This window comes from Janthinobacterium sp. 67, from assembly GCF_002797895.1.
Lineage (GTDB): Bacteria > Pseudomonadota > Gammaproteobacteria > Burkholderiales > Burkholderiaceae_D > Janthinobacterium.
This window is the reverse complement of record NZ_PGES01000001.1, coordinates 3453117-3469079: the sequence shown is the minus strand read 5'-3', so window position 1 is coordinate 3469079 and position 15963 is coordinate 3453117. Positions and strand designations below refer to the sequence as shown.

14 protein-coding genes are annotated in these 15963 nt (G+C 65.3%); 5 read left to right on the top strand and 9 right to left on the bottom strand.

Annotation, left to right across the window (positions count from 1 at the left end):
• Nucleotides 1-981, bottom strand: a complete 981-nt coding sequence (gene thiL, locus CLU90_RS15545; protein ID WP_100428338.1) for a thiamine-phosphate kinase — start codon at nt 979-981, stop codon at nt 1-3.
• A gap of 89 nt (nt 982-1070) precedes the next feature.
• Here thiL and CLU90_RS15540 point away from each other — a divergent pair, with 89 nt between their 5' ends.
• Nucleotides 1071-1676, top strand: a complete 606-nt coding sequence (locus CLU90_RS15540) for a hypothetical protein (RefSeq protein WP_139178206.1) — start codon at nt 1071-1073, stop codon at nt 1674-1676.
• On the opposite strand, the gene CLU90_RS15535 is transcribed toward CLU90_RS15540, so the two are convergent.
• Nucleotides 1673-2194, bottom strand: coding sequence for a MarR family winged helix-turn-helix transcriptional regulator (locus CLU90_RS15535; RefSeq protein ID WP_092711769.1), 522 nt, complete (start codon nt 2192-2194; stop codon nt 1673-1675). The two genes, CLU90_RS15540 and CLU90_RS15535, sit on opposite strands and share 4 nt — an antisense overlap.
• A 122-nt stretch (nt 2195-2316) precedes the next feature.
• Between CLU90_RS15535 and CLU90_RS15530 the strand changes: the two genes are divergently transcribed.
• The 3 genes from CLU90_RS15530 (at nt 2317) to CLU90_RS15520 (ending at nt 6430) form a co-directional block, all read left to right on the top strand.
• Nucleotides 2317-3522: an MFS transporter gene (locus CLU90_RS15530; RefSeq protein ID WP_100428337.1), complete on the top strand. Its 1206-nt coding sequence runs from the start codon at nt 2317-2319 to the stop codon at nt 3520-3522.
• A gap of 34 nt (nt 3523-3556) precedes the next feature.
• Complete coding sequence (locus tag CLU90_RS15525) at nt 3557-3913, top strand: hypothetical protein (protein ID WP_198511221.1); 357 nt, start codon at nt 3557-3559, stop codon at nt 3911-3913.
• A 198-nt stretch (nt 3914-4111) separates the two neighbouring features.
• Nucleotides 4112-6430, top strand: coding sequence for an NADP-dependent malic enzyme (locus CLU90_RS15520; RefSeq protein ID WP_092711765.1), 2319 nt, complete (start codon nt 4112-4114; stop codon nt 6428-6430).
• Nucleotides 6431-6481: 51 nt separating this feature from the next.
• Here CLU90_RS15520 and CLU90_RS15515 read toward each other — a convergent pair whose 3' ends face one another.
• From CLU90_RS15515 to CLU90_RS15490, 6 genes are all read right to left on the bottom strand, one after another.
• Nucleotides 6482-7351, bottom strand: coding sequence for a hypothetical protein (locus CLU90_RS15515; RefSeq protein WP_100428336.1), 870 nt, complete (start codon nt 7349-7351; stop codon nt 6482-6484).
• Nucleotides 7352-7657: 306 nt separating this feature from the next.
• A complete protein-coding gene (locus CLU90_RS15510) occupies nt 7658-8671 on the bottom strand; it encodes a response regulator (protein ID WP_100428335.1) in 1014 nt (337 codons plus the stop codon).
• Nucleotides 8668-12012, bottom strand: coding sequence for an MHYT domain-containing protein (locus CLU90_RS15505; protein ID WP_100428334.1), 3345 nt, complete (start codon nt 12010-12012; stop codon nt 8668-8670). Before CLU90_RS15505 ends, CLU90_RS15510 begins: the two co-directional genes overlap by 4 nt.
• A 252-nt stretch (nt 12013-12264) precedes the next feature.
• A complete protein-coding gene (locus CLU90_RS15500; protein ID WP_035822417.1) occupies nt 12265-12765 on the bottom strand; it encodes a hypothetical protein in 501 nt (166 codons plus the stop codon).
• 63 nt (nt 12766-12828) lie between these two features.
• On the bottom strand, nt 12829-13560 hold the full coding sequence (locus CLU90_RS15495) for a M56 family metallopeptidase (protein WP_157808832.1): 732 nt from the start codon (nt 13558-13560) through the stop codon (nt 12829-12831).
• Between the two features lie 23 nt (nt 13561-13583).
• Nucleotides 13584-14000 carry a GNAT family N-acetyltransferase gene (locus tag CLU90_RS15490; protein ID WP_232731216.1) on the bottom strand — a complete coding sequence of 139 codons (417 nt, stop codon included), beginning with the start codon at nt 13998-14000 and terminating at the stop codon, nt 13584-13586.
• 128 nt (nt 14001-14128) lie between these two features.
• Here CLU90_RS15490 and CLU90_RS15485 point away from each other — a divergent pair, with 128 nt between their 5' ends.
• Nucleotides 14129-14521, top strand: a complete 393-nt coding sequence (locus CLU90_RS15485; RefSeq protein WP_100428331.1) for an Imm10 family immunity protein — start codon at nt 14129-14131, stop codon at nt 14519-14521.
• 4 nt (nt 14522-14525) lie between these two features.
• Here the strand turns inward: CLU90_RS15485 and CLU90_RS15480 are convergent, their stop codons facing one another.
• Nucleotides 14526-15926: an aminotransferase-like domain-containing protein gene (locus tag CLU90_RS15480; RefSeq protein ID WP_232731215.1), complete on the bottom strand. Its 1401-nt coding sequence runs from the start codon at nt 15924-15926 to the stop codon at nt 14526-14528.
• Between the last annotated feature and the right edge of the window lie 37 nt (nt 15927-15963).

Sequence of the window (15963 nt, the reverse complement as noted above, 5' to 3'; positions counted from 1 at the left end):
TCAATCGCTGAAGTGGTCGAACGAGCTGAGTTGCAAATCCAGCGGCTGCCCCGCCGCATCGACCAGCCGCAAGCCCGTTTGCGCCTCGATGCCGCCCACGCGCGTGACGGGTGTGCCGCAGCTGGCCGCCAGGGCGGCGATGGCGTCGCGCGAGGAGGCGGGCGCCGTGAAGCACAATTCATAATCGTCGCCGCCGGCGGCCGTGTAGCGGCGGCGCAGTTGCATGTTTTGCCGCGCCAGCACGGGGCCGGCAGGCAGGGCGTCGACGTCGATGGTGGCGCCCACCTGCGACGCTTTCAAGATGTGGCCCAAATCTCCCACCAGGCCGTCCGAGATGTCGATGGCCGCATGCGCGAGGCCCGCTTCGGCCAGCGCGCAGCCGAGCGCCACGCGCGGCGTCGGCGTGTGCATGCGCGCACCGGCCGTGGCCAGGTCGGCGGGCGACAATGCCTGTTCCCTGCGGTAGCCGGCCAGCGCCAGGCGCGCGTCGCCCAGGGTGCCGCTGACCCAGATGTCGTCGCCCGCCACGGCCGCGCTGCGGCGCAGGGCCTGGCCCGGCGCCAGTTCGCCGAACACGGTGATGCAGATATTCAAAGGGCCCTTGGTGGTGTCGCCGCCGATGAGTTCGCAATTAAACGCGTCGGCCAGCGCAAACAGGCCGTCGGCAAAGCCGGCCAGCCAGGCGCGCTCCGCTTGCGGCAGCGCCAGGGCCAGGGTAAACGCCACGGGACACGCGCCCATGGCGGCCAGGTCGGACAGATTCACGGCCAGGCTTTTGTGGCCGAGCATGCGGGCGTCGGCGCCGGCAAAGAAATGCCGGTCCTCGACCAGCATGTCCGACGAGATGGCGATCTGCTTGCCGGCGCCGGGCGTGATCAGCGCGCAATCGTCGCCGATGCCCAGGGTGGCGCGGCCGGGGCGCTGGCGCACGAAATATTGTTTGATCAGGTCGAATTCGGAAAGCGCGTCGTGTGGGGCCATGGCGTGGTCAGTTCGTTGAATGAGGGTGTGGCCTGGCTATTATAGGCTGGCATACAATAGGCGCCTTTGCCACTGCCGAACAGCTTCCCATGCCCCTCCCCGATATTCACGTTCTGTTGCAATCCTGGCTCGACCACGGCTGGCTGCGCGACCCGCAAGCCGTCGGCTTGCGCACTTTCGAGGCGCAGGAACTGGCGGCGCGCGGCTTCGACGCCATCAGCGACGGCAACCAGCTGTGCCTGTACGAAGATGCGCGCCTGTTCCGCAGGGGAAGGCGGCCCGTGCCGGCGTCGTTCAAGGTGTATCTGCAGCGCGGCCAGCTGGGCGCGAATGGCCTGGAACTCGGTTATCGGGTGCACCTGGCGGGCTTTCTGCGCGCGGCGCGGCGGCCCTTGCCGGCGTGTCGCGTGCTGCTGGAACAGGGCGGCCGCAGCGGCGCCTTGCTGTTCGACAATGGCCTGGTGCTGCAGTTTGCCGCCAACTTGCGCGGCAAGCCCCGTCATTACTATCTGACCCTGGTCGAGGGACACGTGGCCGACGCCCAGCTTCCGGACCGCGACAGCGATATCGACTTGCGCGCGGCCAGCGCGCGCCATGTCCAGGCCATCTACGACAGCCGCGACCCTGCCGACCTGCAGCGGCTGGCCCGGCGCGGCAATGCGGCGCTGCGCGAGCTGGCGAGCCTGATTTCCTAGCCCTTCTTCGCCTGCGCCATGCCGTGCAGCAGCTTGGCCAGCAACTGGTCGAGCTGGCGCTGCTCGTCCGCGCTGAGCGCCGACAGCATGGCGCGCTCGTTCTCCACGTGCAGCAGCACGAGTTTTTCTATCAATTCCAATCCCTTTTGCGTCAGGGCCACCAGCACGCCGCGCCGGTCCGTCGGGTGCTTCTGGCGTTCGATCAGGCCGGCCGCTTCCAGCCGGTCGATGCGGTTGGTCATGCCGCCCGAGGACAGCATGGCCGCTTCGTACAGGGCCGTCGGCGTCAGGCTGTAAGGCGCGCCCGAACGGCGCAAGGTCGCCAGCACGTCGAATTCGCCCGGTTGCAAGCCGTGTTCGGCAAACAGCGGATTGAGCCAGTCGCGCGCCATCAGCTGCGCCACCGTGCCCAGCTGTCCTGCCAGCTGCATGGCGCGCGTATCCATCTGCGGCAACTCGCGTTGCCATTGTGCGGCGGCAAATTGCGCGCGCGTGTGTTCTTGCGGGGTAATTGTCATGGGGCTATCCATTTATCTTGACCTCAAGATAGATTTCTATCTTTATGTTAAGATACTTTTCATCGAGTCATATTTGATGACGCATTAAACCATGTGCCTCCCAGCGAGGCAAGGACTATCCCATGCCTTCCGCCCGACCTGCCGCTTCCCCTTCGTCTTCCGTTTCTTCGGCCCTGCTGGTGGCCGCCATCATCTTGCTGGGCCTGAACCTGCGGCCCATCCTGGCCGCCATCGGCCCCTTGCTCGACAGCATACAGGCCGGCACGGGCATCAGCGATGCCGATGCGGGCTTGCTGACGACCGTGCCCGTGTTTGCCATGGGCGTGTGTGCGCTGGCGGGCGCGCAGCTGCAGCGACGGCTGGGCGTGGCGCGCGGCATCTCGCTGGGCATCGCCATCATCGCTTGCGCCTGCGCGCTGCGCTGGCCCCTGCACGGCAGCGGCGGCCTGATCGCCACGGCGGCCCTGGGCGGCCTGGGCATCGCGCTGGTGCAGGCGCTGCTGCCCGCCTTCATCAAGCGCCATTTCCCCGAGCGGGCAGGCCAGCTGATGGGTTTTTATACGACGGGCATCATGGGTGGCGCGGCCATTGCCGCCGCGTCGGCCTCGCCTCTGGCCCAGTCGCTGGGCTGGCAGGCGCTGCTGGCCCTGTGGGCGCTGCCGGCCGTGGCCGCCGCGCTGCTGTGGCGCCGCGCAGCGGCTTCGCGCGTGGAGGTCTCCACCGGCGCGGGCGCCACCCTGCCCGTGGGCAGTGGCCGCGCCTGGCTGCTGATGGTGTTCTTTGGCATCGGCACGGGCGCGTACACCCTGGTGCTGGCCTGGCTGCCGCCGTTTTACACGGAACTGGGCTGGAGCGCGGCCGACAGCGGCTTGCTGCTGGGTAGCCTGACCCTGGTGGAAGTGCTGGCGGGACTGGTGATTTCCAGCATCATCCACCGCTTTCCCGACCGCCGCATCCTGTTGCTGGCCGTCCTGCTGGCCGTGCTGGGCGGCCTGGCCTGTCTGATTGTGGCGCCCGCGCAACTGGCTGTTCCCGCCGTGATATTACTGGGCTGCGGCATCGGCGCGCTGTTCCCGCTGTCGCTGATCGTCAGCATGGACCACGTGGTCGAGCCGGCCGGTGCCGGCGCGCTGCTCGGTTTCGTGCAGGGCGGCGGCTACATCATCGCCAGCAGCATGCCGTTCATTGCCGGCCTGATCCGCCAGCATTCGGCCAGCCTGGCCCAGGCGTGGATGGTGATGGCCGCCGGCGTCGTGGTGCTGCTGCTGATCGCCGTGCGCTTCGCGCCAGGTGCGCGCCTGGCGTCGCCTGCGGGAAAAATCGCGTAGGCTGTCGGCTTGTCCCTGATAGAAAGATGCCGCCATGGCCGACCACATCGCCACGCCACCATCGCTGCTGCCCGCCAACCGCCGCATCGTGCTGTCCGGCGAGGATGCGCTGCGCATCCTGTGCGAGATCGAATTTTTGTTAATGTCGCTCAATAACATCGGCCGCCATTATTATCCCGACGGCGCCGATGACGGCGCCGATGCCCAGCGTCGCGCGCGGTATTGCGCGGAGACGACCCGCTTCATCGACGCGCAGCAAGCGACGATGCGCCTGGCGCTGATGCGCCGCATCTTGTCCGCGCCCTTCGACAGCACCCTGGGTGAGGACGACATGGACGATATCGAGCGCGCCGTCAAAGCGCTGCCGCTGTGGCGCGCTCCCGGTCGATGATCGCAAAAACTAATTGAAACCTAAAATTTGATAGTTTTTCCTGTTGGGGACGTTTGTGCCGCCGGACGGCCTTACAATGCTAGGTTATGCGTTTTCGTGATATCAGACTGTGGCTAGCGGAAAATACCTAGCTAATTGAAAGAATCGGTCTGATAAAATCCGGAACACCCGATCGACCAAACAGGAAGGCAGCACAGCATGGATTCGTCATCTGATAAAAAAGAAGAATTGCGTCAACAATTGCGCTTGGCCGCACTCGAGTATCACGAGTGCCCGCGCCCCGGCAAAATCAGCGTGACGCCGACCAAACAACTGACCAACCAGCGCGACCTGGCACTGGCCTACTCGCCAGGCGTGGCGGCACCGTGCGAAGAAATCGTCATCGATCCGGCCAATGCCTATAAATATACGGCGCGCGGCAACCTGGTGGCCGTCATCACCAACGGCACGGCCGTGCTGGGACTGGGCAATATCGGCCCGCTGGCCGCCAAGCCGGTGATGGAAGGCAAGGGCGTGCTGTTCAAGAAGTTCGCCGGCATCGACGTCTTCGACATCGAGATCAACGAATCGGACCCGGACAAACTGGTCGACATCATCGCTTCGCTGGAACCGACCTTCGGCGGCGTGAACCTGGAAGACATCAAGGCGCCAGAGTGCTTCTACATCGAGCGCCAGCTGCGCGACCGCATGAAGATTCCCGTCTTCCATGACGACCAGCATGGCACCGCCATCATCGTCGGCGCGGCCATCCTGAACGGCCTGAAAGCCGTCGGCAAGAAAATCGAAGAGTGCAAGCTGGTCGTCTCGGGCGCGGGCGCCGCGGCGCTGGCCTGCCTGGACCTGATCGTCGACCTGGGCTTCCCGCTGAAAAACATCTACGTCACCGACCTGGCCGGCGTCGTCTACAAGGGCCGCACGGAACTGATGGACCCGGACAAGGAACGCTTCGCGCAAGACACGCCGCTGCGCACCCTGGCCGAGATCATCCCGGACGCCGACATTTTCCTCGGCGTCTCCGCCGGCGGCGTGCTGAAGCAGGACATGGTGCGCAAGATGGCGCCGAACCCGCTGATCCTGGCGCTGGCCAACCCGAATCCGGAAATCCTGCCGGAAGAAGTCAAGGCCGTGCGCAGCGACGCCATCATCGCCACGGGCCGTTCGGACTATCCGAACCAGGTCAACAACGTGCTGTGCTTCCCGTACATCTTCCGCGGCGCCCTCGATTGCGGCGCGACGACGATCACGCGCGAAATGGAAATCGCCGTCGTGCACGCGATTGCCGACCTGGCGCATGCCGAGCAGTCCGACATCGTGGCCACCACGTATGGCATCAGCAACCTGTCCTTCGGTCCTGAATACCTGATCCCGATGCCGTTCGATCCGCGTCTGCTGATCAAGATCGCGCCAGCGGTGGCCAAGGCGGCCGAGGATTCCGGCGTCGCCACGCGTCCGATCAAGGACTTGCAAGCGTACGCGGACAGCCTGCAGCAATTCGTCTACCGCAGCGGCACCTTCATGAAGCCGCTGTTCCTGATGGCCAAATCCACGCCGGCCGAACTCAAACGCATCGTCTACGCCGAAGGCGAAGAAGAGCGCGTGCTGCGCGCCGTGCAAGTGGTGGTCGATGAAAAACTGGCGCGTCCTATCCTGGTCGGCCGTCCACCCGTGCTCGAAGCGCGCATCCAGAAGTTCGGCCTGCGCCTCAAGCAAGGCGTCGACTTCGACGTCATCAACCCGGACTTCGACGAGCGCTATCGCGATTACTGGAACACGTATTACGCGATGACGAGCCGCAAGGGCGTCACCGAGGAATACGCGAAGCTGGAAATGCGCCGCCGCCACACCCTGATCGGTTCGATGATGATCCACAAGGGCGACGCCGACGGCATGATCTGCGGCACCTTCGGCACCACCCAGCTGCACCTGAAATACATCGACCAGGTGCTGGGCAAGCGCGCCGGCAGCAATGTGTATGCCGCCATGAACGTCCTGATCATGCCGGAGCGCCAACTGGTGATGGTCGACACGCACGTCAATGAAAACCCCGACGCCGAGCAACTGGCCGAGATCACCATCATGGCCGCCGAAGAGATGACCCGTTTCGGTTTGTCGCCACGCGCTGCCCTGCTGTCGCACTCGAACTTCGGTTCCAGCGACAGCGCCTCGGCGCAAAAGATGCGCGCCGCCCTGGCCATCGTCAAGGAACGCGCGCCGGACCTGGAAATCGACGGCGAAATGCACGGCGATACGGCCCTCGACAGCAAGCTGCGTCAAAAACTGATGCCCAATTCGGCATTGAAGAACGACGCCAACCTGCTCGTCATGCCGAACATCGAATCGGCCAACATCGCCTACAACCTGGTGAAAACGGCGGCCGGCAACGGCATCGCCGTGGGCCCGATCCTGCTCGGCTGCGCCAAGCCCGTGCACATCCTGACGCCATCGGCCACCGTGCGCCGTATCGTCAACATGACGGCACTGTGCGTCGTGGACGCAGTGGCTCAGCGTAAAGTCTAAGCCTTAGCTGCGCATGAAAAGCCGCCCCGTCCGCAAGGAGGGGCGGCTTTTTTACATGGGTGGCACGGGCAGGGCCGTGGCGGCCGGACGGCGGCGCAGGTAAGAGTGGCGGTACAGCATGATCTCGCCCCACACGAGCAGCAGCGCCACCAGCGCGAACAGGCCCAGCGTGATCTTGAGCGAACTGAAATACGCGCCGGCCTGGCGTTTGATGGCGTCGATGAAAATCATCGGCACTGATTTGTCGAGTTTGCTGAAGTCGGCCTGGCGCGCCACATCGGTGGTCAGGCGCACGGCCAGGTCGGTGCCCAGGCTGGCCAGTTCGCCCGTCGCCTGGCCACGGAAGCCGGCGCCCTTGAGCGCTTCGCCCAGCACACTTGCCCTGGCGATCAGCTGTTCCTGCAGCACCTGCGTCAGCAACACGCTGCCGCGGCGCAGGATGAATTCATTGATCCAGCGCGCCTTGCTGCGTTCCCAGTAACTGCCTGACGTGGGCCGGTAATACATGTCTTGCACGAAGGGCTCGATCAGGCTGCGCATGCTGATAGCCTGGCCCGGGGCGATCAGCTTGACCTGCTGTTCCAGGTAGACGCGCAGCGCCGGCATCTGCGCTTCGACCACCGGCTGCAAGTCGCGCTCAAGGGCCTGGTTGACGACGCGGTGCACGCTGTGCACGGCGCCAAACCCGCCACCGAGCAGCGGCAGCACGACCAGGATCAACACATAGCTGAGCTTGGCGGCCAGATGCCAGGCGGGCGGACGGCGCACCAGCAGGCATTTTCTGGCCAGCTGGTAGCAGATGCCGAGCGCCAGCACAAAGCCGATCACGCCATACAGCAGCATCCACGGCAGGACTGTCCACAGCAGGTCGCTGCCGAACGGCGCCAGGGCGCTGCCCCAATTGACCAGTTGTTCCTTCATGTACATTGCCTTAAAGTAAGTAATAAGGCAATTATAGCTATTTAACAAATAGACATGGCGCGCTTGACCTCTGTGCGCCATCAGCACCGGTTGATGTGGGTCAAAAAATCACAGGCCCTGGTCATGTACAAGCGCATTTTCCGGAAATGCCGCTCTGTTTGATGTGCATCAAAATGCTTCACTGCCTGCCGGCGATAATGGCATCGAACTCCTTGCCCTTCCAGTGGTCTGCATCGGCGCCGGCGCCATCTGTCCGGCACTTCCTTGTGTGACGCAACAACGCTGGCCGTGGCGGGAGTTCACTTTTCATGCTTGCGCATGGTGTTCCTCTTGCTCCGCCCAGCGCAGCCGGATGGCGTCGATGGCGGGCAGTTGCTGCACAAACAGCTCGACCAGCCGCGCATCGAAGTGGCTGCCTTGTTGCGCTTGCAAATAGCCCACGGCGTCCGGCACCGGCCACGCGCGCTTGTACGGGCGCACCGAGGTCAGCGCGTCGAAGACGTCGGCCACGGCAACAATGCGTCCCGCCAGCGGGATCGCCTCGCCCGCCAAGCCGTTCGGGTAGCCGCTGCCATCCCATTTTTCATGGTGCGACAGGGCGATTTCGCGCGCCAGCGCCAGCATGCCGCCCGCGGCATGTTCGCCGATGATATCGGCGCCGATGCGCGCGTGCGTCTGCATGACGGCCCATTCGTCCGCGTCGAGCTTGCCCGGCTTTTGCAGGATGCGATCGGGGATGCCGATCTTGCCCACGTCGTGCATGGGTGCCGCGTGCAGCAGGTCGTCCGCTGCCGCCTCGTCCATGCCGGCGGCCACGCCCAGCAGGCGCGCGTAATGGCTCATGCGGATCACGTGCAAGCCCGTTTCATTGTCCTTGTATTCGGCCGCCAGGCCCAGGCGCTGGACGATCTGCAGCCGCGTTTCCTTCAGTTCGTCGATGCGCACCAGCGACAGGTGCGTGCGCACGCGGGCACGCACGATGGCGGGGCTGAGCGGCTTGGTGATGTAATCGACGGCGCCCGCTTCAAAACCGCTCAGTTCGTCGCGCATGTCGTTCAGGGCCGTGACGAAGATGACGGGAATGGCGGCCGTCAGCGGCGCCGCTTTCAGCTGGCGGCAGGTGTCGTGGCCGCTCATGCCCGGCATCATCACGTCGAGCAGGATCAGGGCCGGGCGTTCCTGCCGCGCCAGTTCCAGTGCCCGCGCGCCATCCTTGGCGAACAGCAACGCGTAGTCGTTCTGCAATATCTGGCGCAGCAATTGCAAGTTGGACGATTCGTCGTCGACGACGAGAATCACGGGTCTGGCGCGTGCATTCATGGGGACTCCGGGGTGAAAGTGGCCAGCAAGCCGTCCAGTAGCGACTGTGCCAGGGGGAAATCAAAGTCGTCGATGGCGTGTAGCAGCGGCGCCAGCGCATCCGCTTGCGCCCCCATGGCCTGCTGCAACTGTGCTTGCGCCGCGTCATCGAGTTCGCCGCGCCGCAAGGCGTGCAGCAGGGTACTGGCCGCTTGCCGGGCGGCGGGCGCGTCGATGGCATTCTCCGTTGCCGCCGGCAATGCCGGCGGCGCCAGCCGGGCGATGGCTGCCAGGGCCGCCGGCCATTGTGTCAGCAGCGTGCCCAGCGTTGCGTCGAGCTGCTGTGCCGTGGCGGGGCCGGGGCTGGCGCACGCTTGTTCCAGGGTTGCCAGGCTGGCGGCCAGCTGTTCCAGGCCGAGGTTCGCCGCCAGGCCGCGCAGCCGGTGACTCTGCGACAAGAGCGTCTCGTGGTCGCGCGCCGCGATGGCGGCTTGCAGGGCAGGCGGCAGGCGGGGATGCTCGCGTGCGAAACGGTCCAGCGCCGTGCGGTAGGCGCTGTCGTTGCCGGCCCAGCGCTGCAGGGCGCCCGCATGGTGCAGCACTCTTCCTCCAGCGGGTGCGCGGCTGTTATCGGCCGGCTCCGCCGCCAGGCCCAGTACGCGGGCGATTTCCTGCGACAGCGCCTGCCATTCGACGGGCTTGGTGGCGAAACCGTCCATGCCGGCCGCCCGCGCCGCCTTGCGGTGCGCGTCGAGCACGCTGGCCGTCATGGCGATCACGGGCACGCGCGGGCGGCCATCGCGCAGGGCGGCGGCACGGATGGCTTGCGTGGCGGCCAGGCCATCCATGCGCGGCATTTGCAAGTCCACCAGCAGAATGTCGAAGTCGTCCTGCTGCGCCAGCTGCAAGGCTTGCGCACCGTCGCCGGCCGTGACCACCGTGTGGCCGCGCTTGCCCAGCAGAAGGCTCAGCAGTTCCAGGTTTTGCGGCACGTCGTCGGCGGCCAGCACGCGCAGGGGCGGCAGGCGCACGCTGCGGCGTTCGCTGGCAGGCAGCGCCGCCTGGCGTGCCGGCAACAAGGGCAGCATGACGTGGAACACGCTGCCGTGCGGCACGCCGGCGTCGGCCCAGATGCGCCCCTGCATCAGGGTCACCAGCTGCCTGCTGATGGTGGTGCCCAGGCCCGTGCCGCCAAAGCGCCGCGTGGTCGAAGCGTCCGCTTGCACGAAGGGATCGAAAATGGCGTCGCGCCGCTCCGCAGGGATGCCGATGCCGCTGTCCCGCACCAGCAGGTGCAGCTGGCCATCGTCGAGGCGCGCCGTCAGGCTGACGCCGCCGCTGGGCGTAAACTTGATGGCGTTGTCGAGCAGGTTGCCCAGCACTTGCCGCATGCGCAATTCGTCGCCATGCAGCACGGCCGGCAGTTGCGGATCGTACTGCACCTCCATGCGCAAACCCTTGTTGCGTGCATGGATGCCATACGTGGACGCCAGTTCGTCGACCAGCGCCAGCAGGCTGTAGTCGCGCATTTCCAGCGCCACGGCGCCCTTGTCCAGCTTGGCCGTATCGAGCACTTCGTTGAGCAGGCGCAACAGCGAGCGGCCGGACTGGCGCACGGTATTGAGGTGGCGCCGCTGCTCCGGCGCCAGCGGCGAGTCGAGCAGCACATCGGTAAAACCGAGGATGGAATTCATCGGCGTGCGGATTTCATGGCTCATGTTGGCGACAAAGCTGGCCCGCGTGGCGGCCGCCAGCTCCGCTTTTTCCTTGGCCATGCGCAAGTCTTCCTCCATTTGCCGCCGTTCGCTGATGTCGAGGATGACGCCGTCGACCCAGCGCACGGCGCCTGCCGCATCGTGCACGACGGTGCCCCGCTCCCACAGCCAGCGTGCCGTGCCGTCGGCATGCAGCAGCCGGTATTCCAGCAGGTAGGGCTCGCCGCTGGCCACGCTGCGGTTGAAGACATCGACGACGTAGGCGCGCTCTTCGCTGGCGATCAGGCCCGTGATGCTGCGGCGCGGTGCGGCGCCGAGAAAGTCGGCGGCAGGATAGCCGGTGACGGCTTCCACGCCATCGCTGATGAACAGCATGGGCTGGTTTTCCGCCGTGGTGCAGCGAAAGGCGATGCCGGGGATATTGCCGATCAGCGAGCGCAACTGCTGCTCGCTTTCGCGCAGGGCGGCCAGCATGGCGCGCCGTTCGCTGATGTCCGTAATGAACAGCACATACAAATCCTGGTCGGCCAGGCGCGCGCTGGCCATCGAACGCTGCACGGCGACCGGTGCGCCATCCTTGCGCAGGTAGACGATTTCCTCGCTGGACTGGAAAGCGCCAGCCTCGCCCGTGCGCAGGTAGTGCAGCAGGCCGCGCTGTTCCGACTGGCGCACGTCGCTGACCAGCACGCTAACATGGCGGCCGACAATTTCCGCCGCTCGCCAGCCCAGGATGCGCTCGGCGGCGCCGTTGAAGTCGACGATGCCGCCTTGCCGGTCGATCGTGATGACGCCGTCGACCGTGCTCGTCAGCAGCGAACGGGTCCAGTGTTCGCTTTGATTCAGGTGGCGGAACAGTTCGCGGTAGCGCAGGGTGCCCACGGCCGAGGCCACCAGGATCGTCAGGGCGATGGTCAGCAGGGTCACGCTGATCACCAGCATGGGCCGGTTGGCATCGGCATCATTGCCTGGGGGAATCGTCCCCACGAAGCGCGCCGCCTGCATGCCCATGTAATGCATCCCGGTAATTGCGCATCCCATGACGCAGGCGCTGATCAGCGTGCGCTGCGACGAGGGCACGCGGCTGCTCCAGCCGCGCAAGCCGAAACGTATCCACAGGGCCAGGGTGGCGAGCGCCACGGCAACGACGAGCGACAGCGCGAACAGCAGCGGATCGTAGCGCAGCGACAGGCCCATGCGCATGGCCTGCATGCCCGTGTAATGCATGGCGCCGATGCCCAGGCCCACCAGCAGGCCGCTGCGCAGCAGCAGCGGCGCCGTGACGGCGCGCCGGCTGATGGTGGCCAGGGCCACGAACGAGGCCGCCACGCTGGGCACGATGGAGAGCAAGGTCAGGCCCGGGGCGTAATCGACGCTGGTGCACAGCTCGAAGGCCAGCATGCCGATGAAATGCATGGCCCACACGCCGCAGCCCAATGCCAGGCTGCCGGCCAGCAGGCACAGCAAGTGCAAGCGGCGGCTGATGCTCGCCTGCGCGCGGCTGTAGGCCGTCATCTGGAAAGCCATCCACGATGTGAAAATGGCGATCACGAGCGACAGCAGCACCAGGCCCGGCGCATGCTGGCCGTGATGCAGCTGGGCCGGATCGGCGGGAAGGTGAAACAGCTGCTGGACGCTGGCAGGTATCATCGTAGGCAAACAGGTGACGCGTTGGCGCTGGCATGGGCGCCTGCCGCCACTGCGGGTGATCGATGCGAATTACCTTACCAGATTTCAGGAAACAAATATCTTAATTGTAATTATTTTCCCTGTCGTGCATGCGGCAAGGCGGGCGCTAACACGCCGCGCGCGTCTTGCCTCTCCCATGGGAACAGCGATTCCAGGGGAGAAGTTGCAGTTAGGAATTGTGTGGTTTTTTTGAAAAGTGCATCCGCCGGTAACTTAATTGTAGGGCTGCAGATCGAGCCATACGGCATACGACAGGCGCTTGCCATTCCACAGTCCGCCGCCGCGGATGACGGCGTCGCACGAGGTCAGCTGGCCCACCAGATCCATGCGGCCCAGGTTGCGGCGCAGGCGCAGCGCGTCGTTGTGCGACAGGTAGCCGACCAGCAGGCCATCGATGAAGACGGCGATGGCCTTGTCCTGGAACGGATTGGCGTCGTCGCAGACGAGCAGGGCCAGGCATTTCTCTTCCGCATTGCCGGGACCGTGCTCGCCGGCCAGCTTGGCGATGGCGCTCTGGTACATCGCTTCGTTTTCCACTTCCGACGCAAAGCGCCCTTCATCGCTCCAGTGGTGCGCGGGTGCGCCGGCAGGAATCGCCGGCACGTACTGGCGCACGGAGACGAGCGGCTTGTGCAGCGGTTTGACGGGCGTGCGGCCGCTGAAGACGTAGTACAGCAGGGCGATGACGATCACGATGGCAAGCAGGTAAAGCATGGTATCTCTCTGATTTCGAAGGGGAAGCCGGGATTGCGGGCGCGCCGCGCGGCGTTGCCGCTACTATAGCAAGTTCGCCGCCTGCTCCCGGGTAAATCTGGCCATGATCCGCCGCCGGCGCCGCAGCGCCAGCGGGTCGCTCAGCACGATGGGCGAGGCGCCCGTCAAGCCCGAATAATACTGGCCGTGGCGGCGCAGCACGAAGGCGTAGTCGCGCTGCGCGTGGCCGCGCGCCAGCATGCGCGCATCGCAATCGACCTCGATGGCAAAGCGCAGCCGGTGCAGCTGCCACCACAGGGGCAGGTTCCACGGCATGAGAATAATCAATGCGTACGCCACGGCCAGCAGCAGCGGGTCGCGCGCGGCCAGCCGGCATTGTGCGTGCGCCAGCAGCAGCGCCTGCTGCCGGGGTGGAATCAGTGAAAGCCAGACGGGCATCACGATGCGGGGCCGCAGCAGGCCCGCCACGCAGGGACCGATGCCGCCGCTGAGGAAAACGGGCGCACCCAGCAGGGAGGCTTTTTGCCAGCGGCGCTGGTGCGACAGCAGCCAGACGCTGCGCAGCAGCAATAACAACAGCATGCCGCTCGATAACATGAACCAGCCCAGTTTCAGCTGCGCCTGTTCCGCCGGCATGGCCGCCAGCACGCCGGGCAGCCATGCCAGGGGCGCGATGACGGACGCGGCGATGGCCGCCAGCCACAGCCAGCGCGTGCGGTTGCGCGCATGGCCGCGCCGCTGCAGCGCGCGTTCGGCGCCCCAGGCGGCAGCGCTCAACAGCAGCGCCAGCGCCATGCTGCAAACCAGCCAGGCCGGCACTAGCGCTTGAGCGCCATGCCGACGGAGGCGGGCGCCGTGTGCTTGAAACCGAATTGTGCGTACAAGTCTTGCGCCTGGCCGTCGGCGATCAGGCTGACGTATGCGCTTTGCGGCACCTGTGTTTCGATGAATTGCATGATCTCGCCCAGGATGCGCTTGCCCAGGCCCTTGCCCTGGTGGGCCGGCAGCACGGCGATATCGGTGACCTGATAAAAGCAGCCGCCATCGCCGATGATGCGGCCCATGCCCACCACCTCGTCGCCATGCAGGATTTGCACGGCAAACAGCGAGTTCGGCAAGCCTTTGGCTGCCGCCACCGTGCTTTTCGCGCTCATGCCGGCGGCCACGCGCAGGTGCTGATAGGTGGCGATGGCGGGAATGGCCAGGCGGATGGTGTAGGGCGATGCTGCGGTCAAGACGGTCTCCTGTGCAATATGGATGGAATGGCCATTATAGGCGGCACGCTTTATTCGCCGCGCGCTATGTTGTCCCGAGCGCTTTTGCGCTATGGTGGCGTCATCCATTGATTTGTTGAAAGCACGCCATGTCCGCAGGATTTACCGCCACCGAGTTGTCCGTCATCGATGAAGACGACGCCCTGATCACCACCCTGGCCGCGCCCGCCGGCAAAGGCGAGCCCGTCTACCTGATGCTGCAGCGCGCCGACGAGTACGACGAGCAGGACGTGGCGCTGGGCATGGACGAGCCCTACATCGAATACGGCGGCCAGGAATTTTCCTGGTATGGCCATATGCACGCCGTGATCCTGCATCCGAACCGCCTGTCCGTGCAGATGGATGCCGAGGCGGCCATGCAGATGGATGACGACGGCCAGATCGACGTGCGTTTCAACCTGTCGCCCGAGCGCTACGCCCAGCTGCAGCAGGCGCTGCGCACCACGTTCGAGGGCTGCGATTATTATCGCGAAGAGCGCTGACCGGTCAAACCACCACGGCGCTGAACGACTCGGGCCGCCGCGCCAGCAGGTGAGACAGCCGTTGAAGACCCGCCTGCAGACGTCCACGGTCCTTGATGCTGCCCAATGAGATCCGGATGGCATTCACGGCGACGCTGCCCGTTGCGAATGCCTCCGCCGGCGTGACCGCGATGCCTTCCATGTCGGCCGCGCGCGCAAGCTGCGAAGAGTTCCAATACGCCGGCAACTCGAGCCACACGTGCAAGCCGTCACCAGAGCCGCTGTAGCGCCCCGCCAGGATGTCGCGCGCCATCCGGTGGCGCAGTCGCGCCTCCTTGCGTACGCCTTCCATCAATGTGTGCGCCGAACCGTCGAGTATCCACTGGGTGGCCAGCGCGGCCGTCAGAGGCGCGACCATCAGCGCAAAGGCTCTGAGCGCGACGAGGAACCGTTCGCGCTCAACGGGGTCGCGTATCAGCACGAAGGCGACACGCAAGCCGGGCGTCAGGCATTTCGACAGGGTTGAGATGTAGACCACGTGTTCCGGGGCAAACGTGGCAACAGGCGGCGGCGGGGCGTCGGCAAGTAGCCAGTAGGGATCGTCCTCGACGATGCGTACATTGCAGCGCTGCGCGATGCTGGCGAGCTCCTTGCGCCGGCGTTCCGGCATGGTGACGGCGGTCGGATTCTGTAACGTCGGATTGAGGTAGACCAGCCCGGGTTTGTGCTGGCGGCACGCTTGCTCGAGCATCTCGGGCAGCATCCCGTGCTTGTCCGCTGGCACGGCAATGATGTGCCGGCCGAACTGGGTCGCCGCGGCGCGCAAGCCGGGATAACTCGCAGGCTCCGTCAGGATCACGTCGCCAGGCTCCGTCAGCGCGAGGATCAATGCGGCGATCGCCGCTTGCGCCCCCGGACAGACAACGACTTGCCCAGCATCCAGGTGCCCGAACATCGGCGCCAGCCAGGCGGCGCCAGCCTTGCGGTCGGAATCGCTCCCCCCGCCCAGGTGGTAAGTCATCAGCAATTCATTATCTGCCCGCATCAATACTTGAGACAAACCTTGTTTCAGCATGTCGTCGAAGTCCACGCCATCGGGCGGCGGCGGGGTATTCATGGAGAGGTCGAGGATGGCGTTCAATTCGACTTTCGGCGCCGCGACATACGTGCCGCGTGCGCCGCGGCCCTCCAGCAAGTTGCGGCGCCTGGCTTCGTCGTATCCGCGCGTGACCGTCGTCAGGTCGACGTCCAGCTGTGCCGCCAACTGGCGCTGCGGCGGCAGGCGGTCGCCCGGCCTCAACGATCCGTCCGCCACCGCCGCCTGCAAGGCATCGGCAATCTGCAAAAAACGTGGCCCTTTGTTCGCGCCCAATCGGGGCAGCCAGATGGCTAAATGTTCATCTTGCATGGTTTTTAACTGGGACATTTTGTCCCAATGTATGGAAATTGTTTTTTGGTAGTAT

What these genes read in the sequence shown, in the direction of transcription:
- CLU90_RS15535 (WP_092711769.1), bottom strand. Translation starts at nt 2,194, where the DNA reads ATGACAATTACCCCGCAAGAACACACGCGCGCGCAATTTGCCGCCGCA.
- CLU90_RS15480 (WP_232731215.1), bottom strand. Translation starts at nt 15,926, where the DNA reads ATGTCCCAGTTAAAAACCATGCAAGATGAACATTTAGCCATCTGGCTG.
- CLU90_RS15505 (WP_100428334.1), bottom strand. Translation starts at nt 12,012, where the DNA reads ATGATACCTGCCAGCGTCCAGCAGCTGTTTCACCTTCCCGCCGATCCG.
- CLU90_RS15520 (WP_092711765.1), top strand. Translation starts at nt 4,112, where the DNA reads ATGGATTCGTCATCTGATAAAAAAGAAGAATTGCGTCAACAATTGCGC.
- CLU90_RS15530 (WP_100428337.1), top strand. Translation starts at nt 2,317, where the DNA reads ATGCCTTCCGCCCGACCTGCCGCTTCCCCTTCGTCTTCCGTTTCTTCG.
- CLU90_RS15500 (WP_035822417.1), bottom strand. Translation starts at nt 12,765, where the DNA reads ATGCTTTACCTGCTTGCCATCGTGATCGTCATCGCCCTGCTGTACTAC.
- CLU90_RS15495 (WP_157808832.1), bottom strand. Translation starts at nt 13,560, where the DNA reads ATGGCGCTGGCGCTGCTGTTGAGCGCTGCCGCCTGGGGCGCCGAACGC.
- CLU90_RS15540 (WP_139178206.1), top strand. Translation starts at nt 1,071, where the DNA reads ATGCCCCTCCCCGATATTCACGTTCTGTTGCAATCCTGGCTCGACCAC.
- CLU90_RS15510 (WP_100428335.1), bottom strand. Translation starts at nt 8,671, where the DNA reads ATGAATGCACGCGCCAGACCCGTGATTCTCGTCGTCGACGACGAATCG.
- CLU90_RS15485 (WP_100428331.1), top strand. Translation starts at nt 14,129, where the DNA reads ATGTCCGCAGGATTTACCGCCACCGAGTTGTCCGTCATCGATGAAGAC.
- CLU90_RS15515 (WP_100428336.1), bottom strand. Translation starts at nt 7,351, where the DNA reads ATGAAGGAACAACTGGTCAATTGGGGCAGCGCCCTGGCGCCGTTCGGC.
- CLU90_RS15525 (WP_198511221.1), top strand. Translation starts at nt 3,557, where the DNA reads ATGGCCGACCACATCGCCACGCCACCATCGCTGCTGCCCGCCAACCGC.
- thiL (WP_100428338.1), bottom strand. Translation starts at nt 981, where the DNA reads ATGGCCCCACACGACGCGCTTTCCGAATTCGACCTGATCAAACAATAT.